We start from the raw sequence: 26,583 nt of genomic DNA, 5'->3' as shown, positions 1-26,583 counted from the left end.
GATCGCCCGCTTGGCTCAGGTCGGTGCGTTCCCGGAGGTGAACTGCGGCATGGCCCGCACATCTGTCGTCGGATCCCGGCTTCGGTACTGGTTCGACAACACCATGACCCGGGGCACCCCGGCCCTGATCGGCTGGCTCTCGTTGATCTGCCTGGCGATGGTGGTCCCGCTGAGCTCACTGCTGGTCTGGGTGGACACGAGCAGGCCCCCCACCCTGCACAACCAGCTGCTGGAGATCTGGAAGAACGTGAGCGCGGCGTTCAAACTGGGCGGCGCTGTCGGCGCCCCGGTGTTCGTGCTGCTCTCCGTTCTGCTGGCGCTGGTGGGACTGCTCTTCGCGAGCGCGCTGATCGGGTTGATCGCGGCCGGCGTCAACCGCCGGATCATGGATCTGCGGCGTGGCAGGTCGGTGGTGCTGGAGAACCACCACACGGTGCTGCTGGGCTGGTCGGAGCAGGTCTACCCGATCCTCGCGCAACTGGTGGAGGCGAACAGCAACAAGCGCAGGAGCGCGGTCGCCGTCCTCGCCCCCGGGGACAAGGTCGAGATGGAGGAGCTGATCCGGGCCCGGGTGCCGGACACCCGCAACACGCGGGTGATCTGCCGCACCGGCAGCCCGGTCGATCCCGCGGACATCGAGCGGGTCAATCCGAGCGGCGCCCGCGCGGTGATCGTCATAACGCCGGGTGGTGACGACGGAGACGCCGACCTGGTGAAGACCCTCCTCGCCGTCACCAGGAGCCCCGGGATACAGGACGGCCCGCACCATGTGCTGGCGGCCGTGCGGGACGTACGCAACCGGGACACGGCCCGGCTCGCGGCGGGCCCGGGGGCATGCGTGCTCAGCATCGACGACATCGCGGCCCGTCTCATCGTGCAGACCTGCCGCCGGCCCGGTCTCTCGGTGGTCTACACGGAACTGCTCAGCTACGAGGGCACCGAGTTCTACCTCGGCGCCGAGCCGGGCCTGGTGGGCCGCACCTACCGCGAGGTGCTCATGTCGTACGCCACCTCGGCCGTGGTCGGCCTGCGGCGGGCGGACGGCTCGCTCGCCCTCAACCCGGACTCCGCGGCCGTCGTCCACGAGGGCGACCAGATCGTGGCGATCTCCTGGGACGACGACACGCTGGTCCTCTCGGATCACAGCTGGACGATCGACACGGCGGCGATCGTCACCCCGCCACCGCGCGTCCCGCAGCCCGAGCGGACCCTGATGCTGGGCTGGAACCGGCGTGCCGCCATGGTGATCGAGCAGCTCGACGAGTACGTCGCCGACGGCTCGACCCTCGACGTGGTCGCCCGGGAGCGCGAGGTCGCCGACACGGTCGCCTCGGTGCCGCTGGGGCGGGCCGCGCTGACGGTCGGGTTCCGGCCGGGCGACGTGACCGAGCCCGCGGTGCTGCGCGCTCTCGACGTCGGCGGGTACGACCGTGTGATCGTGCTCGGTGACGACGCCGACGGCACGATGGGACTGCGCGCCGACAACCGGACCCTGGTGACGCTGCTGCAGCTGCGGCACCTCGCGAGCGGGCTGCCCTGCCCCCTGCCGGTCGTCGCGGAGCTGAGCGACGACCGCAACCGCGCGCTGGCGCCGATCAGCGAGAGCGACGACTTCATCGTCAGCGACAAGCTGATCAGCCTGCTGATGACGCAGGTCTCCGAGAACCGCGACCTGGCCGCGCTCTTCGAGGGCCTCTTCCGGGCGGGAGGCAGCGAGATCTACCTCAGGCCCGCCCGTGACTACGTGTTGGCGGGGCACGAGACGGACTTCTACACGGTGGTGGAGTCGGCCCGCCGCCAGGGGCAGTCGGCGATCGGCTACCGGCGGATGTCGGAGGCTGCGGTGCCTCCGAAGTTCGGCATCCACCTGAACCCGGACAAGAGGCTGCCGCTGAGCCTCGCCGAGGGCGACAGCGTGATCGTGCTGGCGAACACCTGACGACTTGCCACTCCCCGCAACGCAGCGCCCCGTGCGGGCATTTGGGGCGTGGCGGCAATTCGCCTGCCGGGTCGGTCGTTTGCGGTGTCGATTCGGACCGATGTGATGTAGTTGATGACGCAAGTGGCCGTGTCCCCCGCACCGAAGGAGTCCTCGTGGCACTCTCCCGCGAAGAACGCGCACGCTTTCTGGCCGAGCCGCACACCGGCGCCCTCTCGGTGGACGCCGGCCCCGGCCGCGCTCCGCTGACCGTGCCCATCTGGTACCAGTACGCACCGGGCGGCGAACTGTGGATCCTGACCGGCGCGGCCTCCCGCAAGGCCGAACTGATCCGGGCGGCGGGCCGGTTCACCCTGATGGCCGACACCACGCAGCCGTCCGTCCGCTACGTGTCCGTGGAGGGGCCGGTGGTCTCCTGGGAGCGGACCACCCGGGAGCAGCTGACCGAGATGAGCGCCCGCTACCTGCCCGCCGACAAGGTCGAGGGCTACGTCGAGTGGTCCTGGAAGGAGCACGGCGAGCAGACGACCGTCCGGATGCGCCCCGAGCGGTGGCTGAGTGCGGACATGGGCACGGTCTGAGCCCTCCGCCCGGCCGAAGGACCGCTTGGTTCCGGATCTCAGGGCTGGCCCTGATGCCGGGCCCGCCGCGGCTGCCTATCGTTGTGTTCACCGGCACCGTTCCGGGGACGACGACGGGGGAAGCACGGGGGATCTCGGGGGAGACGTCGTCCCGGAACGGTTAGCTGGTGCCTCTTGCCGCGGGTGGTTCAGGCCGCCCGCAGATACGTGAGCACGGCCCGCACCCTGCGGTGGTCGTGCAGATCGGTCTCCAGCGCGAGTTTGGCGAAGATGTTGCGCACGTGCGTCTCGACCGTCTTCGCGCCGATCACCAGCAGGCCGGCGATGGCGTCGTTGCTGCGGCCCTCGGCCATCAGGGACAGCACCTCGCGTTCCCTGGCGGTGAGTCCGTCGAGCGGGCCCGGCGCGCGCGGGACGTTCAGCAGCCGGGCCACCACCTGCGGGTCGAGCACGCTGCCGCCTGCCGCGACGCGGGTGAGGGCGCTGCCGAGTTCGTCGATGTCGGCGACCCGCTCCTTGAGGAGATAGCCGAAGCCCCGCGGGTCGTCGGCCAGCGCCCGCACGGTGTCGGTCGTCTCGACGTACTGCGACAGCAGCAGCACTCCGGTGCCGGGGTGCAGGGCGCGGATCGAGGCGGCCGCCCGAAGGCCCTCGTCGGTGTGGGTGGGCGGCATCCTGATGTCGAGGAGGACCGCGTCCGGACGGTGGCCGGTCACCAGCGCGGGCAGCCTCGTCGCGTCTCCCAGCGCGGCTACGACGTCGAACCCCGCGTCGGTCAGCAGTCGCACGATCCCCAGTCGCAGGATCGCCGAGTCCTCGGCAACTATGACCCGCACGGCAGCTCCGCCCTGATCCTGGTCCCGCCGCCCGCGGGAGAGTCCACGTGCAGTATCCCGTCCACGGCGGCCAGCCGGTCCGCCAGCCCCCGCAGTCCGCTGCCGCGCGCGGTGTCCGCACCGCCGACGCCGTCGTCCACGGTCTCGACGACGAGGCGGTCCCCGCTCTGACGGGCGGTGACGCTGACGGCCTTGGCGCGGGCGTGCTTGGTCGCGTTGGCGAGCGCCTCACAGACGGTGAAGTACGCGGTGGACTCCACCACCGGGTCGTAGCGCCGGGGTTCGGCGGCGACCACGACCGGCACCGCCGCCTGCTGGGCGAGAGCGGTCAGCGCCGGGCCGAGGCCCTCCCGGGTGAGGACGGCCGGGTGGATGCCGTGGGCGATGCCGCGCAGTTCTTCGAGGGCCAGGGTGAGGCTCTGCTCGGCCTCGCCGACGGACCGGCGCAGCGACGGATCAGGGTGGTCGGCGAGCCCCTTGTCGACCCGGCGCAGCGCCATCAGCGCGAAGACCAGGCGGGCCTGCGCGCCGTCGTGCAGGTCCCGCTCCAGACGCCCGCGCTCGGCGTCCGCCGCCCGGACGATCCGCGACGTGACCTCCTTGGCCTGGGTGCGCAGCCATACGTTCTCCAGGGCGAGCCGCAGCGCCGCGCCCACGGCTTCGAGGAGTTCGCGGTCGTCGTCGAGCGCGGGGTCGTGGTGCAGCACGGCCAGCGGCGTGCCCCGGGACGAGTCGACGCGGGTCCGCCCCGGGCCCTCGCCGCGCACGCTCCCGCCGGTCCCGTCCACGTACCCGCCCTGCTCCTCCCGCCAGAGGCCCAGCCGCAGTCCGGGGTCGCCCAGCACCCGGCCGAGCACCGTGCGCAGCCGGTCCTCGTCGGGGTCGCTGCCGAGGTCGATGACGAGGTCACCGACCTCCGCGCGCTGGAGCCGCATGCGCAGCAACCCGACGAGGAAGGCGACGGGGACGGCGACCTGGGCGACGTCGGAGAGCAGGAAGACCGCGTCCTCGAAGGTCCCGGTGGGCGGCGTCGGCAGGGTCAGCATCAGCAGGTCCCACAGCAGGAACGCGGAGGCGATCACGATGGCGATCCAGGCGGGCAGCAGTGCCCGGCGGCGGGCCACCGAAGCCTGCTGCCAGCGCCGCACGATGGCGACGACGAGCACGATGGACAGCACCCAGCCGAGCACCCGGTAGCCGGTGTCGACCGGGGTGAAGAGGTCGGTGAGGGCCGGGACGTGCAGCAGGTTGGGGCCGCAGTCGTCGCAGGACAGGTAGGTGGCCTCGACGGCGACGACGGCCGGGTCGTAGGTCATGGCGCGCAGCAGTCCGCCGACGGCGACCACTGCGTAGGAGAAACCGACGAGGCGGCGGCCGGCCGCCGAGCCGATCCGGCCGTCGGGGAAGGAGAGGACGAGGTGGACGAGGACGGCCATGTTGAGCGCCTCCCACCAGGCGCCCAGCGCGAACAGGGCGGGCACGCCCGAGCCCTGGAGATTGCCGAGGAACCAGCTGATGCCCTCGGCGACCATCAACTGGCCGGTGCGGTTGGCGGGCCGGTGCCACCAGGCGGTGAGGCCGCCGCCCGCGTAGGCGACACCGACGGACAGGTCGCGGACGATGTCTCCCGCGGTGCCGCCCGCGCGCGCGTAGGCCCAACTGCCCACGGAGGCGGCCGCGACCGCGGCGAGCGCTGCCACTGCCATGCGTGTCCGGAGGGGGCCGGACGACCCGGGAGTTCTCTTGCTGCACTGCCTGTCCACGGCCCACACGCTAGGCCATCCGGGCGAAAGGACGGCCCGGCCGCCGGAGGGCGCGGCCGACGGGCGTCCGCGACGGCTCCGGGTTCGGCGGGCGCGACGAGCCCGGCGCTCGCGCCGCACATCAGCCCGGCACAACAGGACACACGCAAGGTATGACCCTCGACGACACGAACGCGAATCCCGACTCCGACAACACGGCGAAGGACACGGACCCGGCGAAGGACGCCGGCTCCAACCCGCCCGACCCCGTGGGCGCCAGGACCCAGACCGAGGTCGAAGCGGCACTGAGCGAGCTGGAGGCGGCGAGCGCCGCTCCGGACCGCCAGACACAGATCAGCCGGGGTGCGCTCGCCGGCTACGTCTGGTCGTTGGGCGGCGGGGACACCACCCCCGTCACCGGCTCCCGCAGCTCGGTCGCACCCAACACGGAGCAGTTGGAGGCGGAACTGGACGCGACGGAGCAGCAGTTGCACGACCCGGTGCGCCGCGACATACCCAGGGAGTACGTACAGGGCGTGTGGGACGCGCTCGCCTGGGTGTGCGGACGCACCGACAAGAAGGCGTGAGCGCCGCGGTCGGCGCGCACGTCGTACGTACACCCGGGTCCCAGGCTTACGGCTGGGACCCGGGTGTCGAAACTCCCTCAACCGCCGTGGAATCGGAGTGGCCCACCGATGCCGAAGCCCCTGCCCGACCAGCCGGACGACTGGACCGAACCCGGAGCCCACGCGGTGGGCGACGGTGTGCACCGCATCCCGCTCCCGCTCCCCCTGGACAGCCTGGCCGCGGTCAACGTCTATCTCGTCGAGGACGCGCGGGGCCCGGTGCTCATCGACTCCGGCTGGGCCCGCCCGCAGACCGAGAAGGCCCTGAGCGAGGCGCTGCGCCCCCTCGGGTACGGGCTGGGCGACCTCTCCCAGATCCTGGTGACGCACGCCCACTGGGACCACTACACACAGGCATTGGCGCTGCGCGAGTCCATGGGCGCGCGGGTGCGCATCGGGCGCGGCGAGCGGCACTCCATCGAGGGCCTCGACCTCACCCGGACCCCGCACCCCCGCCAGTCCGCCGCGCTGCGGGCGTGCGGCGCGGGGGACCTGGCCGACCGGGTCGACGCGTGGCCGGTCACCCCCGAGGAGCGGGCGATGCCGTTCGGGCCGCCGGACGCCTGGCTGGACGACGGCGATGAGGTCCCCCTCACCGGCAGGCACCTGACCGTGGTGGCGACGCCCGGCCACACCCGGGGCCACGTGGTGTTCGGCGACGCGGCGGCGGGCCTGCTGTTCTCCGGTGACCACGTGCTGCCGCACATCACGCCGTCCCTGGGGTTCGAGTGCGTACCGGAGAAGTCTCCGCTGCGTTCCTTCCAGCAGTCGCTGCGCCTGGTGCGGGAGTTGCCTGACGCGCTTCTCCTGCCGGCGCACGGCAGGGTGGCGGCCAGCGTGCACACCAGGGTGGACCAGCTCCTCGCCCATCACGAGGAACGGCTGGACGCCGTGCACCGCGAGGTGCGTGCGGGGGCGCCCACCGCGCACCAGGTGGCGCGGGCGCTGCCCTGGACCCGCCGGCTGCGTCGCCTGGACGAACTTCCCGACCAGCACAGGATGCTGGCCGTTCTGGAGATCGACGCCCATCTGGAGGTGCTCACCGAGGTAGGTGTACTCACCTGGGCGCACGTCGAAGGGGTGCGGCACTTCGCGGTACGGGGGTAGGGGCACACCGAAGACGCGCGGGCACTTCGCGGTACGGGGTAGGGGCACACCGAAGACGCGCGGGCACTTCGCGGTACGGGGGTAGGGCGCGTGCGAGGCTCGGGCCGGTACACTCCGGCCGCCCGGCCCCTCGGAAAGGACACCCCCGTGATCGTCGTAGCCGGTGAGGCCCTGATCGACCTCGTCCCGCAGGCCGCGGGCGACGCCCTGGCCCCGCTGCTCCCCGCCCGCGGCGGCGGCCCGTACAACACGGCCGTGGCACTCGGCAGGCTCGGCGCGGACGTCGCCTTCTGCTCGCGGATCTCCACCGACGCCTTCGGTGCCTCGCTCGTCGAGCGGCTGCACGAGGAGAAGGTGTCCACCGCCCTGCTCCAGCGGGGCCCGGAGCCGACCACGCTGGCCGTCGCCTCGATCGACCCGGGCGGCTCGGCCGCGTACGGCTTCTACGTCGAGGGCAGCGCGGACAGGCTGTTCGAAGCTCCGGCGCAACTCCCGGACGCCGTGACGGCGTTGTCCTTCGGAACCTGCTCGCTGGTGCTCGAACCGGGGGCCTCCGCGTACGAGAGGCTGATGCGCCGGGAGGCGGCGCGCGGCACGTTCGTCGCGCTCGACCCGAACATCCGGGCCGGGCTGATCGCCGACCCCGACGCCTACCGGACCCGCTTCCTCGGCTGGCTCCCGCACGTCGCGCTGCTCAAGCTGAGCGAGGAGGACGCCGACTGGCTGGGGCGCGACGTCGAGGGCTGGCTGGCCGCGGGTCCGGCCGCCGTCGTGCTCACCCGGGGCGGCGCCGGACTGACCGCCTACACCCAGAACGGCGAGCACTCCGCCCCCGGGGTGCCGGTGGACGTCGTCGACACCATCGGCGCCGGGGACACCGTGAACGCGGCGCTCCTGCACGCCCTGTCCGCGCGCGGCGCGCTGTCCCGCGAGGCGGTCGCCGCGCTGGACCCCGCGGGTTGGCGGGAGGTGCTGGCTCTCGCCGTCCGCGCGGCCGCCGTGACCTGCTCGCGGGCCGGCGCCGAGCCGCCGTACGCCCACGAACTCCCGGAGCTGTAGGGCCCGCCCCCGCCCGGCCGCACCACGCCCGCGCACCACCGCGCACGCCGTACCCCGCGCCACGCCGCGTCCACCGGTGCAATCCCTATGCCGTGCGGGCGAGTTCGTGAAACGATGCGTTCACCGCGATCACTCCTACCCCACAGGGACCCACCGGGACCGGCCACCGCAGGGAGACCCAGATGCCACAGGGCTCAAGCACTCCCCCCGCCGGGCAGACCGAGATTGCCGACTTCGTCAGGGACTGCTGGCGGCGCAGGTCTGCCCGGCCGCTGCCGCTGGTCGTGCTGCTCGGACGGCCCGGCAGCGGCAAGACGTACGCCTTGGACCACCTCGCCCGCGAGGCCGAGGGCGGGATCACCGCGCGGGTGGACTTCGACCGTCCGTCCGTGCTGGAGGCGTACCGCGAACAGCGCCCGTACCAAACGGCGTTGCAGCTGGCGTTCCTGCTGTCCCGCAAGCACCGCGGGGTCACCCCGCCGAGCTTCCCCCGGCTGATGCTGGGGCTGCTGGCCATCGGTCTCAGGCTGCCGGCCGACAACCGGGAGGAGGCGCGCACCAAACTCAAGAAGGAACTGGCCAGCGCCCGTACGGACACCGCCTACGAGCAGGCGGGCGAGGTGCTCAGCTCGGTCGCCGAGACCTTCGACCTCTCGCCGGTGCCGCTCGGTTCCGCCGTCGCCCTGCTGGTACGGGCCTTCGCGCATCTGCCCTCCGAGTGGGTGCTGCGCAAGTCGCTGCGCAGTTACGGCGCGGGCACGTCGAAGGAGGGTCTCGAAGCCCTGATCGACCTCAACCAGCTGCACCACAGCGACACCCCCGACAGCCGTGAGCGGGTGGACCGGGCGATGTGCGAGGCGTTCCTCGACGACCTGGTCGCCTCCTTCGAGCACGGCAGCAGGCTCTACAACTGCCTGGTGCTGCTGGACAACATCGACAACCGGCCGGACGTCGTGCACTTCCTGCGGACCCTGACCTCGCTACGCGCGGAGAAGGCCAGGGGCGGGGTGTACGACCCGCTGCTGCTGGTCGCCACGTCGGCCACCACGCGCGCGGTGCCGGGGCCCGCCGACGGCAGGCCCGACGACCCGCACCTGCTGCACCCGGACTCCCTGTCGTACGAGCTGTGGCGGAGCAGGCCGAACGCGCCGCCGCCGCAGTGGTGGTGCCCGGTGCGGCTGCGCGACCTGGACGAGGTCGAGGTCACCCAGGAGGCGATCCGGTACGAGCAGGAGCGCGCCAGGGCGGCGGGCCACCCGCAGGAGTGGGTGCTGCCGGGGGCCACCCCGCTGATCCACCGGCTCACCTACGGGCATCCGTGGAGCGTGCACACCCTGCACGGGGTGCTGGTTTCGCTGCGCGGCGGGGCCCCGAGCGAGAGCGATCTGCGCGGGCTGCTGCTGGTCCGTCCGCAGGGCGCCGAAGGTCCGCCACCCGACAGCCCGGTGACCGAGTCCGCCCGGCTGGCCGACCTGATGCGCGAACGGCTGCTGGCCGGTCTCGGCGACGACCAGCGCCGGGCGGCGCTGCTGATCGCCGCCGCCCGCACCCCGAGGGCCGCGGTCAACGCCGGGCTGCTCGGCGACCAGCCCGAGGACGCCAGGGCCACGCTGATGCGGGAGCTGCGGGAGCGGATGTGGCTGTCCAGGCGGGTTCCGGAGGACGCCCACACCCGGGGTGGCCGGGGCCCTTCCGGGTATCTGCTGCCGCGCACCGACGAGCGTGGCCGGCCCGCGTCGGACGAGTCGGACACCACCTTCGACACGCAGCCGGTGCTGCACCCGTGGCTGCGGCTGCTGCTCCTGGACGCGCTGGCGGGGCCGCCGAACGGTTCGCTGGAGAGCTGGCGGGCACTGCACGGGCAGCTCGCCCACTGGCACCGGACGCACCACCAGCCCCTGGACGCCCTCTACCACCAGCTGGCGCGGGGCGGCCTGTCGGACGTGGTCGACCACTTCACGACCCGGGTGCACGACCCCGACCTGGTGCCGTGGCTGCGCGAGCTCTACCACGTGACGGCCGCGCCCATGTACCACTCGTGGCTCTCCGACGAGCCGCCGCGCCGGCTGGCCACGGACCTCGCCCGCGAGCTGGCCCCCGACGCGGTCGCGGATCCGGTGCTCGGGCGGCCGACGGCCGAGCTGTGCGCGGCGCTGTGGCTTGCCGTGGACCCACGCAGCAGGCTGCCGGTCAACAGGCCCGACCTCAACCAGAAGATCGGCGCGCTGCTGCGGCAGCTCGCGGCGGTGGCCGACGCGGACGCCGACACGCTGCTGGACGAGGCCGCACGCTACTCGGGCTGACGGGCCGAACCAGAATCAGAGAGGGAGCCGCAGATGAGGTGGCCGCGCAGGAACCGGGAGCGCCGTTCCGGCTGGATGGGCGAGCTGCCCCCGTGGTGGCGGCGCTACCCCGGCAACGCGATCTGCATCGTGCTGGCCGTGGCCCTGCTCGGCGGCGGACTGTCCTGGCTGCTGTGGCCGGACCCCCCGGAGGACACCTCCTGCGCGACGGGGGTGGAGCGGGTGGAGTCGGAGTGCGTGGGGGTGACCGACGGCTCGTACTCCTTCGGTGACGGCGACGGCGAGGGCGGGAACCTCGCCGGGGTCTTCGGGCGGATCCGCACGGAGAACGACGCCGTGAACAAGGCGACGGCGAAGAAGGACGGCCCGAGCCACGTCAGCGTCGTCTACCTGATGTCGATGGTCCCGCGGGCGAAGAACGGCGACACCAACACCCCGGACTCCGTACGGCACGAGATCCAGGGCGCACACACCGCACAGATGGAGGCCAACCACTCCGGCAAGTACGGAGACCTGCCCAAGATCAAACTCTTGCTCGCGCACGTCGGCAACAGTGCCGCGCAGGCCGACGCGGTCCTGGCGGAGATCCGCGACCGCGTTCCCGGCGACCGGATCGTGGCGGTGGCGGGCCTCGGCACCAGCACGGTGGCGACGGAGGGGCTGATACGGAGACTGACCGGCCCCAAGAGCTCCGGCGGGCTGCAACTCGCCGCCGTCGGATCTGTGTTGACGGCCGACACCCTGAAGAAGGTGCCGGGCCTGGTGCGTGTCGCCCCGGTCAACTCCGACGAGGCGTCGGCCGCCGCGGCCTTCCTCCAGCAGAAGGAGTACGCGAAGAAGCGGGTGCTGGTGGTGCAGGACGAGAAGCCGGACGACCAGTACACCAAGACCCTCGGCCAGGGGTTCCTGCGCGCCTTCCCCGCGTCGCGGCTGGCCGCGAAGACGGAGACGTACGACTCGTCGCAGGACGGGGTGGGCACCGCGTTCAAGACCCGGATGTCGACGATCTGCGCGGCCAGGCCCGACGTGATCTTCTTCGCCGGGCGGGGCACCCACCTGCCTGCCTTCCTGGCCCCGCTGAAGGACCGGCCGTGCGCCAAGGAGCGGCAGGTGCTGGTGGTCTCCGGTGACGACGCCTCGCAGAGCGCCCAGGCGGACGGCTTCCAGGACATCAAGGACACCCTGCGCGACGGCAACGTACGGCTGGTCTACACCGGCCTCGCCCACCCGGAGAGCTGGTCGCTGCGCCCGGATGCCTACCCGGGGGCCTCGAAGCCCTCGTTCGGCCCCGAGGGCCGTTTCCACCAGCTGTTCAAGGAGGAGGCGCTGGACGACGGACAGGCCATCATGGGGCACGACGCGGTGCTCACGGCGGTGGCCGGCATCCGGCTGGTCGCCAAGAACTCGAACACCAACAACGGCCTGGTGAGCGGTTCCGAGGTGATCCAGATCTGGCGTTCGCTGCACGGCCGCGAGACGGTGCTGGGCGCGAGCGGGCTGATCTCCCTTGACAACGAGGGCTCGCCCGAGCGCAAGGCGGTCCCGCTCATCGAGATCCGCGCGGACGGCTCGGTACACACCCTCGCGGTCTCGGCCCAGGGCGGCAAGCCGCTCACCTTGCAGGAGTTGGGCGAGTAGGCCGGGCAGCACGACGACGCCCAGGCGGACACTGCCCGGACACCCCGACCGGCCCGGCCCCGGGCCAGGCCTCCCCGCAGCCGTATACGCGTCCCACCTCGCCTCCGGGGCCCCACCGGACAACCCCCGCACCGAAATACGTGTGTTACACACGGAGCCGGGTGCGGAAACACCCGCTGCCTACTGTCGCCCGTCACGCACCCCCACCCTCATTGGAGGACCCCGTGACGGTCGACCAGTCGCCCGCTGTCGAGCCGCGGCCGCAGCAACCGGCCCCCGCCCCCGGTTCCCCACCGGACACTGCGCCCGTCGGCCGCGCGGCGAAGGAGACCCTGGAGGACTACACCCTCCGCTTCGCGCCCCGCAGTTACCGCCGCTGGACCCCCGCCGTGGTCGGCGCATCCGCGCTCGGCGGCATCGCGTACATGGCGGACTTCTCCATCGGCGCCGGCATCGGCATGACCCACGGCACCGGCAACGCGCTGCTCTCGATCCTCGTCGCCGCGGCGGTCATCTTCGTCTCCGGCATCCCGCTCGCCTACTACGCGGCCCGCTACAACCTCGACCTGGACCTGATCACCCGTGGCTCGGGCTTCGGCTACTACGGCTCCGTGATCACCAGTGTCATCTTCGCCAGCTTCACCTTCATCTTCTTCGCCACCGAGGGCGCCATCATGGCGCAGGGGCTCAAGTTCGCCCTGGGCATGCCCCTTTGGGCCGGGTACGCGCTGTCCACCCTCGTCATCATCCCGCTCGTCATCTACGGCATGAAGGCGCTCACCAAGCTGCAGTCGTGGACCAACCCGCTGTGGATCGTCCTGATCGTCGCCCCGCTGGTGTACGTCGTCGCCACCGAGCCGGGCTCGGTGAGCCGGTTCCTGTCGTACGAGGGGAGCACCGGTGGCGCGGGCGTCTCCTCGGCCGCGGTGATGCTGGGCGCCGGGGTCTGCCTCTCGCTCATGGGGCAGATCGGTGAACAGATCGACTATCTGCGCTTCATGCCGCCGAAGACCGAGGCGAACAAGCGCTCCTGGTGGGCCGCGACCCTCCTCGCCGGCCCCGGCTGGGTGGTCTTCGGCGCGCTGAAGCAGGCCATCGGCGTCTTCCTCGCGGTGTACATCGTGGACGCGGTCGGCGTGGCGGCCGCGGTCGAACCGATCGAGCAGTTCATCGCCGCCTTCCGGCAGTTGATGCCGGGCTGGCTGGTCGTGCCGCTGGCGCTCCTGCTGGTCGTGCTCAGCCAGGTCAAGATCAACGTCACCAACTCCTACTCCGGCTCGCTCGCCTGGACGAACTCGTACACCCGCGTGACGAAGCACTACCCGGGGCGCATCGTCTTCGTCCTGGTCAACCTCGCGATCTCGCTGATCCTGATGGAGGCGAACATGTTCGCCTTCCTCAACGACGTGCTGAGCTTCTACTCGAACTGCGCGATGGCCTGGGTCGTGACGGTCGCCACCGACATCGGCGTCAACAAGTACCTCCTGAAGCTCTCCCCCAAGCAGCCGGAGTTCCGCCGCGGGATGCTTTACGCGGTCAACCCGGTCGGTGTGGTCTCCTTCCTTGCCTCCTCCGTCCTGTCCATAGCCGTCTACTTCGGCCTGTTCGGGGACGCGGTCCAGCCGTACTCGCCGCTGGTCGCCGTGGTCGTCGCCGTACTGCTGACCCCGGCCGTCGCCGTACTCACCAAGGGCCGCTACTATCTGCGCCGCACCGACGACGGAATCGCGGAGCCGCTGCTCGACGCGGAAGGCAACCCCGCCGCGACCGTCTACGAGTGCGGGGTCTGCACGCAGCCCTTCGAGCGTCCCGACGTCCTGGCGGACGCCTCGGGCGGCGTCATCTGCTCGCTGTGCCTGACCACGGACAGGACGGGTACGCGCGTCCTGCCCGAACAGCGGTGACGGCCGTCCCGGCACCGGCCGCCGGGAGCCGATGACGTTCGTCGGCCGTCGCTCGCACAAACGCCGCAGGGCCCGTCCGAGGACGGGCCCTGAGCGGTGAAACTTCCGACATCACTGTCGGGACGACAGGATTTGAACCTGCGACCCCTTGACCCCCAGTCAAGTGCGCTACCAAGCTGCGCCACGTCCCGATACGCGCTGACCTGGGGTTTCCCCTGGCTGGGCGCGCATGAGAACGATACCGCACTTCCGGACGTGGTCGCGAACGCCTTTGCCCCTTCGCCGCGCTTGACCTCAAGTCTGGTTGAGGACGCATCGTCGTGTCCATGAACACGCAGACGAGGGACATCACCGACCACACCGACGGCCTGCGGGGCGCTCAGGGCGCTCGCGGCTCCTACGGCCGTGCGGATCTGCCCCGCCTGATGGGGCTGATGACCGGCGACGAGAAGCACGGGCCGGCCGCGACCTCCACCCTGGACGTGCTGTGGGTGCTCTACGACCGGGTCCTGCGGGTGTCGCCCGGCACCGCCGCGGACCCCGGGCGGGACCGGTTCCTGCTGTCCAAGGGGCACGGACCGATGGCGTACTACGCCGTGCTCGCCGCGAAGGGCTTCTTCGCGGAGGAGGTGCTGCCGGGGTTCGGGTCGTACACGTCGCCGCTCGGGCACCACCCGGACCGGCTGCTGGTGCCCGGCGTCGAGATCGGCAGCGGCTCGCTCGGGCACGGCCTGCCGCTGGCGGTCGGCACCGTGCTGGGACTGCGGGCACAGGGGCTGACGGATCCCGCGGTCTGGGTGCTGCTCGGGGACGCGGAGCTGGACGAGGGCAGCAACCACGAGGCACTCGCGTACGCGGGTCCGGCCGGGCTCGGTCAGCTGAACGCGGTCGTGATCGACAACTCGTCCGCCACCCACGGCTGGCCCGGCGGCATCGCGTCCCGCTTCGAGGCGGCCGGGTGGTCGGCGCAGACCGTCGACGGACGGGACCACGAGGCCCTGTACGCCGCCTTCCGCGCGCCGCACCCGGGGCGGCCGAGGGTCGTCGTGGCGCGGGTCGAGCCCAAGAACTGAAGCAACAGCAGGCGAAACAGGCATCAGAGCAGAGGAGTTCACCGTGGATACGATGCGGGACCGTTTCATCTCCACCACCGGCCGACTGCTGGACGAGGACCCCAAGGTCGCCGTCGTCCTGGCCGACATCAGCTCGGACGGCTTCGCGCCCGCCCGCCGCGAGCACCCGGACCGGGTGGTGAACGTCGGGATCCGGGAGCAGTTGCTGGTCGGCGTGGGCGCCGGGATGGCGCTCGCCGGGCTGCGGCCGGTGGTGCACACCTTCGCCAGCTTCCTGGTGGAGCGGCCGTTCGAGCAGGTGAAGCTGGACTTCGGGCACCAGGGGGTGGGTGGTGTCCTGGTGAGCGCGGGAGCGTCCTACGACTGGCCGGCCGGCGGGTTCACGCACATGGCGCCCGGGGACGTGGCCCTCCTGGACACCCTCGACGGCTGGACGGTGCACGTGCCGGGCCACCCGGACGAGGCCGAGACCCTGTTGCGGCACGCGGTGGCCGCCGGGGACGACCGGGTCTACCTCCGGCTCTCGCTGCAGAGCAACCGGCGGGCCCGTCCCGTGCGCGGGGAGGGCGGTTTCCACGTCGTACGAGAAGGACGGCGGGGCACCGTCGTCGCGGTCGGGCCGATGCTCGACAACGTCCTGGCGGCGGCCGAGGGGCTGGACGTGACGGTGCTGTACGCGGCCACGGTGCGCCCATTCGACGGGACGGCGCTACGGAACGCGGGCCACACCGACGTCGTGCTCGTGGAGCCGTACCTCGCGGGGACGTCCACCGCCGCGGCGAACGACGCGCTCGCCGAACTGCCGCACCGGGTGCTCGGCCTCGGCGTGGCACGGCGCGAACTGCGGCGGTACGGGGCACTGGACGAACACCTCGCCGCACAGGGGCTCGACGCGGCCTCGCTGCACCGGCGGATCGACTCCTTCCTCACCGGCTGAGCCGCCGCGGATCAGGCCAGTTCCGGGTGCGCCGCGACGAGGCGGCGCGGGGCGGCCTGCCGCCAGGAGTCGAGGAGGATCGCGCGGAGTTCCTCCTCGTCCCGCAGGGCGGCCAGGTGGGCCCGGAGCCAGTCGTAGCGGTCGTCGTGGCCCGCCCGGACGAAGAACTTCGCCGGTTCCGCAGCGATCAGCTCCGGCCGTTCCTCCTTCGGGCACTTGAAGGCCATCGACCGGTCGTCGTCACTCAGCGCGGCGAAGATCTTCCCGGCGACCCGGAAGGTCGGGCTGCCCCAGGAGAGCTTCTCCGCGGTCTCCGGCAGGGCGAGCGCCACCCTGCGCACATCCTCGGAAGTGGTCATGGGGAAACCGTACGGGCCGCCACTGACAACCGCCCTCGGACCGCCGCCGCCTCAGACGTGCTTGTCCAGCCAGGCCGTGAGGTCGTCCTGGACCTCGGCCCGGTTGGTCTCGTTGAGGATCTCGTGCCTGGCTCCCTCGTACCCCTTCCAGCTGAGGTCCTCGACGCCGGCGTAGCGCAGGTCCTCCAGGAGCTCGTGGACGAGCGTCATGCCCTGGTTGCAGGGGTCCTCGGTGCCGACCGCCAGGTGGAAGGGCAGGTCGGCGGGGATACGGGCGAGGTTGCGCGGGTCGTTGAGCTTGCGGATGCCGTGGACCCAGTCGAGCGAGAGGCCCGCGCTGAAGGGGAAGCCGCAGCGTTCGTCGGCGGCGTAGGCGTCCACCTCGCTCTCGTCCCGGGACAGCCACTCGAAACCGGTGCGGTGCGTGAACGCGTCGTTGAAGGAGGCGAACCGCTCGCCGGTGAAGGACGCGGTCGCGTCCCGGCCGTCCTTCTCGATCTTCCGTTCCAGCTCGGTCACCGCCGCGTCGAGATCGGTGCCGGGCAGCGTACGGAAAACCCCGGAGAGGATGACGCCGGCGAGGTCGTCCGGATACTCCTGCGCGTAGTCACGGGCCAGCATCGCGCCCAGGCTGTGGCCGAGCAGCACCACGGGGACACCCGGGTGGAGGGTGCGCGCCTGGTCGCCGACCGTGCGCAGGTCGGCGACCGTCGAACGCCAGCCGTCGTCGCCCGCGACGCCGAACCCTCCGGTACCGGTGGCGGTCGCGCCGTGGCCGCGGTGGTCGGAGGCGATCACGCCGTAACCCCTGGAGACGAGGTGGCGGGCGAACCGCTCGTAGCGCTGGGCGTGTTCGGCCGCGCCGTGCGCGATCTGGACGAGGGCGCGCGGGCGCCCGCTCTCCGGGAGCCAGCTGTACGTCGCGATCTGGACGCCGTCGTGCGCGGTCGCCGTGCCGGGGGTGGTCATGGGATCGGCCTGCCTCTCTTCGGGACGGGGTACGGGGGTGACAGGGGCGGAGGGTGACAGGGGCGGGGGTACGCTGCTGCCCCTCCCTGACCCTCCCCCGCCGCCGCGCGGATACCCGGAGCCGGATCAGATACCCGCCCCGCGGATATCGGGATGTCCGAGTATCCCGCCCCGGGTCAGATACCCGCCCCGCCGTCCTCGCGGCGGCCGATCTCCGCCATCAGCTCGGCCGCCATCGCCTTGATGATCTCCAGGCCCTCCTTGCCCCATTGCCGGGGCCTGGTGTCGACGACACAGATCGCGCCGAGCGCGATGCCCGAGCGGTCGATGAGCGGGGCGCCGAGGTAGGAGCGGATGCCGATCTCGTCCACGACCGGATTGCCCGCGAAGCGCGGGTAGTCACAGACGTCCTCCAGGACCAGGGCCTTGCGGCGGGCCACCACGTGCGGGCAGTAGCCGTGGTCGCGGGCCATCGCGCGCCCGATCCGCCCGGCCGCGGCCGCCGCGCCGAGGTCGCTGCCGGACAGGGTGCCGTGCGGGGTGTGCAGCCCGGCGAAGAACTGCCGGTTCTCGTCGATGAAGTTGACCATCGAGTACGGCGCCCCGGTCGCCTCCGCCAGCCGCACCGCGAACGCGTCCAGCATCGGGTCGGGCCGCCCGCCGAACCCCAGCTCCCGCAGCCTGCGCGCCCGTTCGGGGCCCTCCCGGTCGGCGGGCGTGAGCAGCAGGTGGCCGATCCTGTCGTACGTCATGTGTGGGCTCCCGTCATGGGTGGGCTCCGTGGGTCGTGGGCGGGACAACGGGCGTGCTGTTCAGGAGGTGCTTGACGAGGGTGACCAGGGTGGCGATGCCGGAGCTGGCGAGCCGGGCGTCGCAGATCACCACCGGGACGTCCGGGTTGAGGTCGAGCGCGCCGCGCACCTCCTCGGGTTCGTACCGGAAGGAGCCGTCGAACTCGTTGACCGCGACGACGAATCCGATGCCGCGCTGCTCGAAGAAGTCGACGGCGGCGAAGCAGTCCTCCAGCCTGCGGGTGTCGGCGAGGACGACCGCACCGAGCGCCCCCTTCGACAGCTCGTCCCACATGAACCAGAACCGTTCCTGTCCGGGGGTGCCGAAGAGGTACAGCACGTGCTGTGCGTCGAGCGTCATCCGGCCGAAGTCCATGGCGACGGTCGTCATGGTCTTGTTCTCGACGCCCTCCAGACTGTCGGTGGCTGCCCCCGCCTGGGTGAGCAGCTCCTCGGTGCTGAGCGGGTCGATCTCGCTGACCGCTCCGACGAAGGTCGTCTTGCCGACGCCGAAGCCGCCCGCGACGAGGATCTTCAGAGCGGTCGGGAAGACCTCCGGACCGGGTTCCGCCGCGTGGCCGGGGTTCTCGGAGCCGTGATCAGAGTTGTCGTCGTAGACCATCGAGCACTGCCTCCAGCAAGTCGCGGTCGGTCGGGGGGTGTTGGAGGGGCGGTGCGTGGGTGACGACCGCGCCGCTGTCCACCAGGTCGGACAGCACGACCTTGGCGACGACGGCGGGCAGCCGCAGATGGGCCGCGATCTCCGCCACCGACATGGGGTCGTCGCACAGACCGAGCGCGGTGAGGTGCTCGGGTCCGAGGTGCACGGGGAGGGCGGCGCCGGTCGCCATCACCATCGTCAGCAGGTCGAGTTCCGCGCTGGGGCGGGTACGGCCGTTGCTCACGGTGTACGGACGGATCAGCCGGCCGGCCGCGTCGTCGAGCCACGGGCCGTCCTGCGGGGCCGCCACGTTCAGTGTCCCGGGGCGTTCGGCGCGGCGCCCGCCCGTTGCCTGACGGGCGTCACCAGGTACGGCCGTACGCTCTTCACCAGCATGGCCATCTCGTACCCGAGGACGGCGGCGTCGGCCTCCCGCCCCGCGAGCACCGCGAGGAAGGTGCCGGAACCGGCGGTGGAGACGAACAGCAGCGTCGAGTCGAGCTCGACCACCACCTGCCGGACCTCGCCGCCGTCGCCGAACCTCATTCCCGCGCTGCGGCCCAGCGAGTAGAGCCCCGACGCGAGGGCCGCCATGTGGTCGGCGCTGTCGGTGTCGAGTCCGTGGACGGACTTGACGAGTCCGTCGGAGGAGAGCAGGACGGCGCTGCGGGTGTAGGGGACCCGTTGGACCAGTCCGCTCAACAGCCAGTCCAGGTCGGTAGCTTGGCCGGTCGGCGCATCGCTCACCATGGGTTGCTCCTTGGGGGTGGGAGAGTTCACGTCGTGGGGTGGGCGTCCTCGGGGCGCTCGGGCCGCCCGGCGCGCTCGAAGCGCTCGGTGCGTCCCGCGCCGTCCGTGCGCTCCGTGCCGTCGGTGCGGGGGCGCTCGGAGAGAAGGTCCTCGGAGCGCACGTCCGCCGCCTCGGCCAGGCCGATGCCACGCTGGAAGGCGGCCATCAGCCCGGGGTCGTGCAGGACGGGTTTGTCGTCCTCCTTGCGGGGGGCGGGGCCGTCCTTGAGCTGCGGCACGAGGTTCTCCTGGCTGCGCCGCCTGGGCAGCCCGGGCTTGCCGACCCGGCCGCGTACGGTCGTGTCGGCGGTGGTCCGGGCCGCGTTGTGGACCGGTTCGGCGGGCACCGTGAACGCCGTCGGTCCACCGGCGCCGTGGGTGACCCCCGGGACGGCGGCGGCCGGATTGGGGCGGTCGGCGCGCTCGCCCCTGACGGGCAGGGGGTGGTGCCCGGCGCTCCCGGTGGGCGTCCCCTGGGGATGGTTCCCGGCGTTCCCGGTGGGCGTCCCCTGGCTCGGGACGGTCCGCTGCCCGTCCGCGGAGGGTGCGAGTTGCCCGTCCGCGCTGCCGCGTCCCGGCTGCTCGTCCGTGCCGCCGTACTCGGGCCGGTCCCCCGTGCCGCCTCCGTACGGGGCTTGTTGTTGTCCCAGGGTGGCGTGGGCGGGCCGCCCGTCGCCCCCGCGGTCGTGCACGGGCTGGTCGCGCGCGTACGCGGGCGCCGGGTCCGGCTCGGCGCCCGAGGGCTCCCTGGAGGCGGTGGAGCGGTGGGAACCGGCGGGCGTCGCGGATATCGGGGGCGAGCCGCCCTGTTGCCGCGCCGGCTCCGGCACCGTCCGGCGCGCCGCCGACGCGCCGGCGGATTCGTGCTCGTCGCCCAGCAGCGCCTCGGGGAGCACCAGCACGGCCTGCACCCCGCCGTAGATGTTGTTCTGCAGCCGGACCACGATGCCGTGCCGGCGGGCCAGCGCGGACACCACGAACAGGCCGATGCGGCCGTCCTGCAGCAGGTGCTGCACATTGACCTGGTCAGGGTCGGCGAGCAGCGCGTTCATCTTGTTCTGCTCGGTGACCGGCATCCCCAGCCCGCGGTCCTCGACCTCGATGGCGAGCCCGGCGGTCACGAACTGGGCGCGCAGCAGCACCGTGGTGTGCGGGGCGCTGAACACCGTGGCGTTCTCCACCAGTTCGGCGAGCAGGTGGATGATGTCGGCGACCGCGTGGCCGCGCAGGGTGCCGTCGATCGGCGGCACCAGCTTGACCCGCGAGTACTGCTCCACCTCGGCGATGGAGGAGCGCATCACCTCGCTCATGCTGACCGGGTTGCTCCACTGACGGCGGGAGATCGCCCCGCCGAGCACGGCGAGGTTCTCCGCGTGCCTGCGGATGCGGGTCGCCAGGTGGTCCACCTGGAACAGGCCCTTGAGCAGGTCGGGGTCCTCGACCTCGTTCTCCATCTCGTCGAGCAGCTGGATCTCGCGGTGCACCAGCGACTGGAGGCGCCGTGCGAGGTTGACGAAGACCTCGACCTTCTGGTCGGTGCCCGCGCTGCTGGAGAACTGCGAGGCCTGTACGACGGCGGTCACCGCCGCGTCGTGCGCGCGTCCCATTTCCTGCGACAGGAGGTCGAACTCATCACCCGTACGGGGGGTGCCCGGCGGTACGGTGCGCCGTATGTCGGGGTTCTCACCGCGTCGCAGGCCGTCCACGACGGCGCGCAGTTCGTCCTGGCGGCGCGCGCTGACGCGGCGCAGTTCGTCGCACCGTACGGTGACGGACCCGGTGGCGCGCAGGGCGGCGAAGGCGGCCACGAACACGGCGAGGGCGGCGAGCGAGGCGGCCACGGCCAGCCCCGCCCATAAGCTCTGCGTCGGCCGGGCGCCGGTGGTGCGGACCGTGTAGAGCACGGCGCCCGCCCCGCTGAGCGCGACGACGACCGCCGGGAGCACGGCGGCGCGCAGCATCTGGGAGCGCAGCTGCGCCTCGGGAGCGGGCTGCACGGGGGTGCGTGCTCCCGGCCGGCCGTGCCGCCCGCCCTCACGGCGCTCCGCCCGCGCCGGGGGTCCCCCCTGCTCGGAGAGCCGGGGGGAAGGTGCGCGAAGATGAGACATCAGCGTCCTCGGTACGTGGGGCCCCAGGGATTTCGGCGTGACTTCGGCGTGTCTGAGCACTCGCGCAGGGCTGGACTCAACTCGGGTGGTGGGGGCCCCTGTTGATCACCGAGCACTCACAGTAGTCGGCAACATTCCATGGGTGAGGGGCTGTTGCCAAACTTCCCCGCCCGGCGTCCCGCTCTGGTATGAGCTCTCGTACGCACGGACGAAACCGGCCGCCCCCGATATGGGGGCGGCCGGTTCACCGGGAAACGCGCCGGGAACGCCTCGGTCTCACGCTCGGACCCACGCGGACGCGGCGGTCTCGTCTCACGCGGACGGGGCAGTTTCCACTCACGCGGACGCGGCGGTCTCCTTCTGCGCGACGACGGCGGACGTCACGGGCCGCACGGCCTCGGGCGCCCGCTCCCCCGGGCCGGGCGCGGCGACGGCTCGCCACCAGGGCGACGAGGGCACCGAGTCCGACGTGGGTTCGAAGGGCTCCCCCGGGCACGGCACGGCGATCCGCGCCCCGGCCCCGGCTGCGGCGGCCACGGTGCCCTCCGCGGGCTCGTCCCACGGGTGCGGGGCGAGGTTGAAGGTGCCCCAGTGGATCGGCAGCATGACGCCGCTCGGGCTGCCGCCCTGGAGGTCGAGGTGGGCGCGCATGCCCTCTTCGGGGGTCATGTGGATGTCCGGCCAGTGCGGGCTGTACGCGCCGATCTGGATCATCGTCGCGTCGAACGGGCCGTGCGCGGCACCGATGTCCTTGAAGCCCTCGAAGTACCCGGTGTCCCCGCTGTGGTAGATCCGGTGCTCGGGCCCCGCGACGGCCCAGGAGGCCCAGAGGGTGTGCTGCTGGTTGCGCAGGCCGCGGCCGCAGAAGTGCCGGGCCGGGGTCGCGGTGAGGCTGATGCCGGCGACCTCCGTGCTCTCGTTCCAGTCGAGCTCGTGGATGCGCTCGGGCGGGACGCCCCAGTGCTCCAGGTGCGCGCCGACGCCCAGGGGGACGGCGAAGACCGCGCCGGTCGCCTTGAGGGCGCGGATCGTCGGCATGTCGAGGTGGTCGTAGTGGTCGTGCGAGATGACGACGACATCGACCTCCCCGAGGGAGGCGAGCGGGACCGGCACGGGGTGCAGCCGCTTGGGGCCCGCGAAGTTGAACGGTGAGCAGCGCTCGCCCCAGACCGGGTCGAACAGCACCCGCCGGCCGTCGATCTCGGCGAGCACGGTGGAGTGGCCCATCCAGGTCAGCCGCAGTCCTGACGGGGGCGGGTCGGCGATGTCGGCGAGCGTCGTCGGGTACACCGGGACGGTTCCGGCGGGGGCGCGCAGTACGCGCTCCTCCTTGCGGAAGTACGTCTTCATGAGACCGGACGTGGATTTGGGCGAGGGCCTGGCGGCCCGGGTGCCCTCGGGGTTCTGGAAGACGCCGTCGGCGAAGTTGGGCGAACGGCGGATGCGCGCCATGCGCTCCCCCGCCGGGTCGGCTCCGAACGCCGCGGTCCTCAGCCCGCGCAGCTTCTCGCGCAACGGCTTCTGCGGGGAATCCGCACTGGTCACGGCACCTCCAAAGGGATCGGCTTCCTTCCATTATGGGCACCGCGTCCGACAGCGCGGGAACGGGGCCGTTACGGGACGCCGCACACTACGAGGCGCATACCGGGAGAGAGGAGCAGACCGCATACTGAGGCGCGTCGGGGGATTCGTGGCACGGAGAGGGGAACGCGGTGTCGCAGCAGGGGCAGCAGGGGCAGCAGCAGGACGGTCCGGCCGAGGAGGGCGCGTCCGGGGGGAGCGCTGCCGGGGAGAGTCCGTACGACGTGCTGGTGATCGGCGGCAGCGGGGTCGACACAGTGGTGCGCGTGGACTCGCTGCCGGTACCCCTCGCGGACTCGGTCGGGGTGGCCCCCATCAGCGAGTGGCCGGGGCACACCGGCGGCAACGTGGCGCTCGGCTGCCAGGCGCTGGGGCTCGGCGTGAAGTTCCTGGACGTCATCGGCGACGACTGGATCGGCGGCCAGGTCAGGGAGCGGCTGGCGAAGGGGGGCGTGGACTTCGAGCCGCTGATCTCGCCAGCGGGCACCCGTCGCGCCGTGAACCTGGTGGACGCGTCGGGCCGGCGGATGTCGTTCTACGACGCCCGCGACCCATCGGATCTGCGGATGCCCGCCGACTTCGTCCTGCCGCACGTGCGCCGCGCCCGGCACGTGCACGTCACGATCATGGGGTTTGCCCGCCACCTCCTGGACGACCTGGTGGCGCGGCAGGTGCCGCTCTCCACCGACCTGCACGACTGGGACGGGCTCGCCGAGCACCACCGCGCCTTCGCGCTCCGCGCCGACCTGGTGTTCCTGAGCGCGGCCGGGGCGGGGACGCGGATCGGCGACGTGATGCGGGAGATCCTTCGCGAGGGCCGGGCCGAGGCGGTCGTGGCGACCGCGGGTGCGGGCGGTTCGTACCTGCTGACCCGTGACGGCGGCAGCACCCCGCGGCCGGTGCCCGCGAGTGTCCCGCCCGGACCTGTGGTGGACTCCAACGGCGCCGGCGACGCCTATGTCTCCGGATTCCTGTACGGGCGCCTGGCCGGACGCAGCCTTGAGGAGTGCGCCAGGCTCGGCGCGCTGGCCGGTGCGTACGCCTGCACGGTCGCGGGCAACACGTCCCTGATCTGCGAGGACGAACTGCTCGCGGGGGCAGGCGACCCGTCGGCCTGAGCACGGCAGGCCGGAACCGCCGTCAGAGCGGCAGCAGGTCGGGCCGCTTGGCCGCCACGTGGTCGCCGGAGCTCTCGCCGCGCAGCCTTCGGCCGATCCACGGCACCAGGTGCTCGCGGGCCCAGTCGATGTTGTCCCGGCGCGCCTCGACCCTGCGGCGCGGCGCCATAGGCGGCCACGGCTGGTCGGGGTCGGCCGGGATGTCCAGGCCGAGTACCTGACCGGCCCGCAGCGCCACCCGGGTGTGCCCCTCGGCCGACAGGTGCAACCGGTCGGAGTCCCAGGCGCGCCGGTCCTGCACGGACCGCAGCGACCACAGGTCCAGGACCGGGCAGCCGTAGCGGTCCGCGATGGAGCGTACGTGCGCCGAGTAGATGGCGGCCTTGCCACGCATGTGGCGCAGTACGGGGACGCCGCGGGTGTCGAACCCGGTGGTGACCATGACCGTGCCGACGGCCGAGGTCAGGTCGGCGACGGCCTTCTCGAACCGCTCGGCGACGTCGTCGGGGTCGCTGCCCGGCCGGATGATGTCGTTGCCGCCCGCGCAGAAGCTGACCAGGTCGGGGGCCAGCTGCCTGGCCCGCGGGACCTGCTCGGCCACGATCTGGTCGAGGAGCTTGCCGCGGACGGCGAGGTTCGCGTAACGGAAGGTGTGCTCGGGTACCCGGTCGTCGAGGAGGACGGCCAGCCGGTCGGCCCAGCCGGTGAACGCGCCGCCGGGACCGGGGTCGCCGACCCCTTCGGTGAAGCTGTCCCCGATCGCCGCGTACGACCCGATGGTGCCTGCGTTGAATGATCTCGAATCGTCTGCCACGTCGACACATCCTCCACTTCGGCAAGTGACCTACGCCACCGTAGGGAGGGGTTGACGGTGGGTGAGATATGCCACCGGTCAAGATTCATTCAACTCGGAATACATGATCCGCACCGCGCGGACGGACCTCGCCCCGCACCCGGGGACGGTACGCGGACGGACCTCGCCCCCGCACCGGGGGACGGTACGGGGGCGAGGGGGGCGTGCGTGCGCCGGACGGGCCGGTGGTGGGGGGACGCACTTACGCGGGGCGGCCCGGGGCCGCCCGTGGGCGTGCGGTCAGAGCGACACGCCGTGGCCGCGCAGGTAGGCCAGCGGGTCGACGTCCGAGCCGTAGCCGGGACCGGTGCGGATCTCGAAGTGCAGGTGCGGTCCGGTGGAATTGCCGGTCGAGCCGGAGTAGCCGATCTGCTGGCCGCCGGAGACGCTCTGACCGGAGCGGACGTTCAGCGCGGACAGGTGTCCGTACTGCGAGTAGCGGCCGTCGGAGTGCTGGATGACGATCTCGTTGCCGTACGCGCCGCCCCAGCCCGCGGAGACGACGGTGCCCGCACCGACGGCCTGGACCGGGGTGCCCGAGGAGGCGCGGAAGTCGACACCGGTGTGGTAACCGCTGGACCAGCTGCCGCCGAAGGCGCGGTACGGGGTGGAGACGCCGGCCTGGACGGGCGCGGTGAAGCCGGAACCGGAGCTCTGCTTGCGCTCGACGGGAGCGGAACTCTGCTTGCGCTCCTCGGTCCGCTTCTCGGTGCGCTGCTCCGTGCGCTGCTCGACGCGCTTCTCGGTGCGCTCGGCCTGCTGGCGCGGCGCGGGCGCCGTGGCCTTCGTCCCGTGCGCGGCGTCGCGGGAGTCACCCGACCCCGCGGGCGCCTTGCCACCGAGGGTGAGCTTCATGCCGGGAAGGATCAGCGACGGGTCCTCGCCGACGACCGACTCGTTGTCCGTGTACAGCTTCTGCCAGCCGCCGCGCACGCTCTCCGCCGCGGCGATCTTCGACAGGTTGTCGCCGGTGACCACGGAGTACGTGCGGTTGCCGGTCTTCTTGGCGTCGGCCTGCGGCGCGGCGGCCGGGAGGTGGGCCGTCCGCTGCTGGGGCAGCTGCTTGAGCAGTGCCTTCTGCGGCTGGGCGACGGGAGCGGCGCCCTTGTCGGCCGCGTGCGCGCCGGTGGCTCCGATCAGCGGGAGCGCCAGTGCGGCGCCGCCCGTACCCGCGGCGACGAAGCCACGGGTGAGCGTGGAGCTGGACTTGGGGCGGCGGTGCTTACCCTTTGCAGGCATGACGGATTCCTCTCCGGCGCCTGCGAGGTGAGCTGTCGGGTTCGGGCTGGAGATGCCCGGCCGCACTCCCTGAGGAGTACGGCTTCACCCCGAGCCGGACCGGCGGACGAGCGCTTCCGGTTCCGGCGTACTACCTGGGTCCCCCGCTCCTGCCACACGAAGAAGTCATGGGTGCGGATTCCGAGCGGTGGCAGGATTCGGCGGTCCACCCGGATTGACGGTGACCGTAAGCGAGTGCGGACCTTCCGAACAAGCCGTTCTCTTCTTCTCCTTTCCCTCGGCACTCCTTCTTCACGGCTCTCCCTGTGATCCATTTCCGTCACTGCCGTCATCAGCCGCCCCTGGCCTGCCATTTGACGGCCCGTGGGAC

General features: G+C 72.2%; 23 protein-coding genes, 1 tRNA gene and 1 riboswitch. Of the genes, 11 read left to right on the top strand and 13 right to left on the bottom strand.

The features are described 5' to 3' along the window. Positions 1 to 49 precede the first annotated feature (49 nt). A complete protein-coding gene (locus tag ACIQM4_RS04085; protein WP_401585612.1) occupies positions 50 to 1,939 on the top strand; it encodes an NAD-binding lipoprotein in 1,890 nt (629 codons plus the stop codon). A gap of 155 nt (positions 1,940 to 2,094) precedes the next feature. Then, complete coding sequence (locus tag ACIQM4_RS04080) at positions 2,095 to 2,520, top strand: pyridoxamine 5'-phosphate oxidase family protein (RefSeq protein ID WP_401585610.1); 426 nt, start codon at positions 2,095 to 2,097, stop codon at positions 2,518 to 2,520. Between the two features lie 188 nt (positions 2,521 to 2,708). Here ACIQM4_RS04080 and ACIQM4_RS04075 read toward each other — a convergent pair whose 3' ends face one another. Together ACIQM4_RS04075 and ACIQM4_RS04070 are read right to left on the bottom strand one after the other, a co-directional pair. After that, positions 2,709 to 3,356 carry a LuxR C-terminal-related transcriptional regulator gene (locus tag ACIQM4_RS04075; protein ID WP_401585607.1) on the bottom strand — a complete coding sequence of 216 codons (648 nt, stop codon included), beginning with the start codon at positions 3,354 to 3,356 and terminating at the stop codon, positions 2,709 to 2,711. Beyond that, positions 3,344 to 5,062, bottom strand: coding sequence for a histidine kinase (locus tag ACIQM4_RS04070; RefSeq protein ID WP_401585604.1), 1,719 nt, complete (start codon positions 5,060 to 5,062; stop codon positions 3,344 to 3,346). Before ACIQM4_RS04070 ends, ACIQM4_RS04075 begins: the two co-directional genes overlap by 13 nt. Positions 5,063 to 5,271: 209 nt before the next feature. Here ACIQM4_RS04070 and ACIQM4_RS04065 point away from each other — a divergent pair, with 209 nt between their 5' ends. The 6 genes from ACIQM4_RS04065 (at position 5,272) to ACIQM4_RS04040 (ending at position 13,735) form a co-directional block, all read left to right on the top strand. Next, entirely contained in the window at positions 5,272 to 5,685 is a 414-nt protein-coding gene (locus ACIQM4_RS04065; protein WP_401585602.1) for a hypothetical protein, read from the top strand. Between the two features lie 108 nt (positions 5,686 to 5,793). Continuing rightward, on the top strand, positions 5,794 to 6,831 hold the full coding sequence (locus tag ACIQM4_RS04060; RefSeq protein ID WP_401585600.1) for an MBL fold metallo-hydrolase: 1,038 nt from the start codon (positions 5,794 to 5,796) through the stop codon (positions 6,829 to 6,831). A 147-nt stretch (positions 6,832 to 6,978) separates the two neighbouring features. Then, positions 6,979 to 7,890, top strand: a complete 912-nt coding sequence (locus ACIQM4_RS04055; protein WP_401585597.1) for a carbohydrate kinase — start codon at positions 6,979 to 6,981, stop codon at positions 7,888 to 7,890. 182 nt (positions 7,891 to 8,072) lie between these two features. Further along, positions 8,073 to 10,193, top strand: a complete 2,121-nt coding sequence (locus ACIQM4_RS04050; RefSeq protein ID WP_401585595.1) for an ATP-binding protein — start codon at positions 8,073 to 8,075, stop codon at positions 10,191 to 10,193. A gap of 33 nt (positions 10,194 to 10,226) precedes the next feature. Then, positions 10,227 to 11,831: an ABC transporter substrate-binding protein gene (locus tag ACIQM4_RS04045; protein WP_401585592.1), complete on the top strand. Its 1,605-nt coding sequence runs from the start codon at positions 10,227 to 10,229 to the stop codon at positions 11,829 to 11,831. Positions 11,832 to 12,055: 224 nt separating this feature from the next. Then, positions 12,056 to 13,735, top strand: coding sequence for a purine-cytosine permease family protein (locus ACIQM4_RS04040; protein WP_401585589.1), 1,680 nt, complete (start codon positions 12,056 to 12,058; stop codon positions 13,733 to 13,735). A gap of 117 nt (positions 13,736 to 13,852) precedes the next feature. Here ACIQM4_RS04040 and ACIQM4_RS04035 read toward each other — a convergent pair. After that, positions 13,853 to 13,926: transfer RNA gene (locus tag ACIQM4_RS04035), tRNA-Pro, on the bottom strand. A 234-nt stretch (positions 13,927 to 14,160) separates the two neighbouring features. Here ACIQM4_RS04035 and ACIQM4_RS04030 point away from each other — a divergent pair. Then, positions 14,161 to 14,808, top strand: coding sequence for a transketolase (locus tag ACIQM4_RS04030; RefSeq protein ID WP_401586124.1), 648 nt, complete (start codon positions 14,161 to 14,163; stop codon positions 14,806 to 14,808). Between the two features lie 43 nt (positions 14,809 to 14,851). After that, the gene (locus tag ACIQM4_RS04025) at positions 14,852 to 15,745 is read left to right on the top strand and encodes a transketolase family protein (protein ID WP_401585586.1); all 894 of its coding nucleotides are present in this window, start codon (positions 14,852 to 14,854) and stop codon (positions 15,743 to 15,745) included. Between the two features lie 11 nt (positions 15,746 to 15,756). On the opposite strand, the gene ACIQM4_RS04020 is transcribed toward ACIQM4_RS04025, so the two are convergent. The 8 genes from ACIQM4_RS04020 to ACIQM4_RS03985 form a co-directional block, all read right to left on the bottom strand. Then, a complete protein-coding gene (locus tag ACIQM4_RS04020) occupies positions 15,757 to 16,104 on the bottom strand; it encodes an MmcQ/YjbR family DNA-binding protein (RefSeq protein ID WP_401585583.1) in 348 nt (115 codons plus the stop codon). A gap of 51 nt (positions 16,105 to 16,155) precedes the next feature. Beyond that, complete coding sequence (locus ACIQM4_RS04015; RefSeq protein ID WP_401585580.1) at positions 16,156 to 17,073, bottom strand: alpha/beta fold hydrolase; 918 nt, start codon at positions 17,071 to 17,073, stop codon at positions 16,156 to 16,158. 176 nt (positions 17,074 to 17,249) lie between these two features. Then, positions 17,250 to 17,825 (bottom strand): GAF domain-containing protein, encoded by a 576-nt coding sequence (locus ACIQM4_RS04010; RefSeq protein WP_401585577.1) that lies wholly within the window; start codon positions 17,823 to 17,825, stop codon positions 17,250 to 17,252. Between the two features lie 13 nt (positions 17,826 to 17,838). Next, positions 17,839 to 18,486, bottom strand: coding sequence for a GTP-binding protein (locus ACIQM4_RS04005; RefSeq protein ID WP_401585574.1), 648 nt, complete (start codon positions 18,484 to 18,486; stop codon positions 17,839 to 17,841). Continuing rightward, positions 18,464 to 18,835, bottom strand: coding sequence for a DUF742 domain-containing protein (locus ACIQM4_RS04000; RefSeq protein ID WP_401585572.1), 372 nt, complete (start codon positions 18,833 to 18,835; stop codon positions 18,464 to 18,466). The genes ACIQM4_RS04005 and ACIQM4_RS04000 overlap by 23 nt, the downstream gene beginning before the upstream one ends. A gap of 2 nt (positions 18,836 to 18,837) precedes the next feature. Further along, positions 18,838 to 19,275 (bottom strand): roadblock/LC7 domain-containing protein, encoded by a 438-nt coding sequence (locus tag ACIQM4_RS03995; RefSeq protein WP_401585570.1) that lies wholly within the window; start codon positions 19,273 to 19,275, stop codon positions 18,838 to 18,840. Between the two features lie 26 nt (positions 19,276 to 19,301). Further along, entirely contained in the window at positions 19,302 to 21,311 is a 2,010-nt protein-coding gene (locus tag ACIQM4_RS03990; protein ID WP_401585567.1) for an ATP-binding protein, read from the bottom strand. A gap of 447 nt (positions 21,312 to 21,758) precedes the next feature. Beyond that, positions 21,759 to 22,967, bottom strand: a complete 1,209-nt coding sequence (locus tag ACIQM4_RS03985) for an MBL fold metallo-hydrolase (RefSeq protein WP_401585565.1) — start codon at positions 22,965 to 22,967, stop codon at positions 21,759 to 21,761. Positions 22,968 to 23,230: 263 nt separating this feature from the next. On the opposite strand from ACIQM4_RS03985, the gene ACIQM4_RS03980 reads away from it, so the two are divergent. After that, the gene (locus ACIQM4_RS03980) at positions 23,231 to 24,121 is read left to right on the top strand and encodes a carbohydrate kinase family protein (RefSeq protein WP_401586122.1); all 891 of its coding nucleotides are present in this window, start codon (positions 23,231 to 23,233) and stop codon (positions 24,119 to 24,121) included. Positions 24,122 to 24,143: 22 nt separating this feature from the next. Here ACIQM4_RS03980 and ACIQM4_RS03975 read toward each other — a convergent pair whose 3' ends face one another. Next, positions 24,144 to 24,935, bottom strand: coding sequence for an SGNH/GDSL hydrolase family protein (locus tag ACIQM4_RS03975; RefSeq protein ID WP_401585562.1), 792 nt, complete (start codon positions 24,933 to 24,935; stop codon positions 24,144 to 24,146). A gap of 279 nt (positions 24,936 to 25,214) precedes the next feature. After that, entirely contained in the window at positions 25,215 to 26,213 is a 999-nt protein-coding gene (locus ACIQM4_RS03970) for a peptidoglycan DD-metalloendopeptidase family protein (protein WP_401585559.1), read from the bottom strand. Positions 26,214 to 26,217: 4 nt separating this feature from the next. After that, positions 26,218 to 26,426, bottom strand: a riboswitch (cyclic di-AMP (ydaO/yuaA leader). Positions 26,427 to 26,583: the final 157 nt, after the last annotated feature.

Origin of the sequence: Streptomyces sp. NPDC091272 (assembly GCF_044757485.1) — a bacterium.
Classification (GTDB): Bacteria; Actinomycetota; Actinomycetes; order Streptomycetales; family Streptomycetaceae; genus Streptomyces.
The sequence above is the reverse complement of the archived record's forward strand: the minus strand, read 5'-3'. Positions and strand labels throughout refer to the sequence as shown.

Coding starts and splice junctions, on each gene's coding strand:
- ACIQM4_RS04005 (WP_401585574.1), bottom strand. CDS start 18,486: ATGGTCTACGACGACAACTCTGATCACGGCTCCGAGAACCCCGGCCAC.
- ACIQM4_RS04070 (WP_401585604.1), bottom strand. CDS start 5,062: ATGGCAGTGGCAGCGCTCGCCGCGGTCGCGGCCGCCTCCGTGGGCAGT.
- ACIQM4_RS04065 (WP_401585602.1), top strand. CDS start 5,272: ATGACCCTCGACGACACGAACGCGAATCCCGACTCCGACAACACGGCG.
- ACIQM4_RS04010 (WP_401585577.1), bottom strand. CDS start 17,825: ATGACGTACGACAGGATCGGCCACCTGCTGCTCACGCCCGCCGACCGG.
- ACIQM4_RS04045 (WP_401585592.1), top strand. CDS start 10,227: ATGAGGTGGCCGCGCAGGAACCGGGAGCGCCGTTCCGGCTGGATGGGC.
- ACIQM4_RS03970 (WP_401585559.1), bottom strand. CDS start 26,213: ATGCCTGCAAAGGGTAAGCACCGCCGCCCCAAGTCCAGCTCCACGCTC.
- ACIQM4_RS04030 (WP_401586124.1), top strand. CDS start 14,161: ATGGGGCTGATGACCGGCGACGAGAAGCACGGGCCGGCCGCGACCTCC.
- ACIQM4_RS04020 (WP_401585583.1), bottom strand. CDS start 16,104: ATGACCACTTCCGAGGATGTGCGCAGGGTGGCGCTCGCCCTGCCGGAG.
- ACIQM4_RS04050 (WP_401585595.1), top strand. CDS start 8,073: ATGCCACAGGGCTCAAGCACTCCCCCCGCCGGGCAGACCGAGATTGCC.
- ACIQM4_RS04085 (WP_401585612.1), top strand. CDS start 50: ATGGCCCGCACATCTGTCGTCGGATCCCGGCTTCGGTACTGGTTCGAC.
- ACIQM4_RS04015 (WP_401585580.1), bottom strand. CDS start 17,073: ATGACCACCCCCGGCACGGCGACCGCGCACGACGGCGTCCAGATCGCG.
- ACIQM4_RS04060 (WP_401585600.1), top strand. CDS start 5,794: ATGCCGAAGCCCCTGCCCGACCAGCCGGACGACTGGACCGAACCCGGA.
- ACIQM4_RS03995 (WP_401585570.1), bottom strand. CDS start 19,275: ATGGTGAGCGATGCGCCGACCGGCCAAGCTACCGACCTGGACTGGCTG.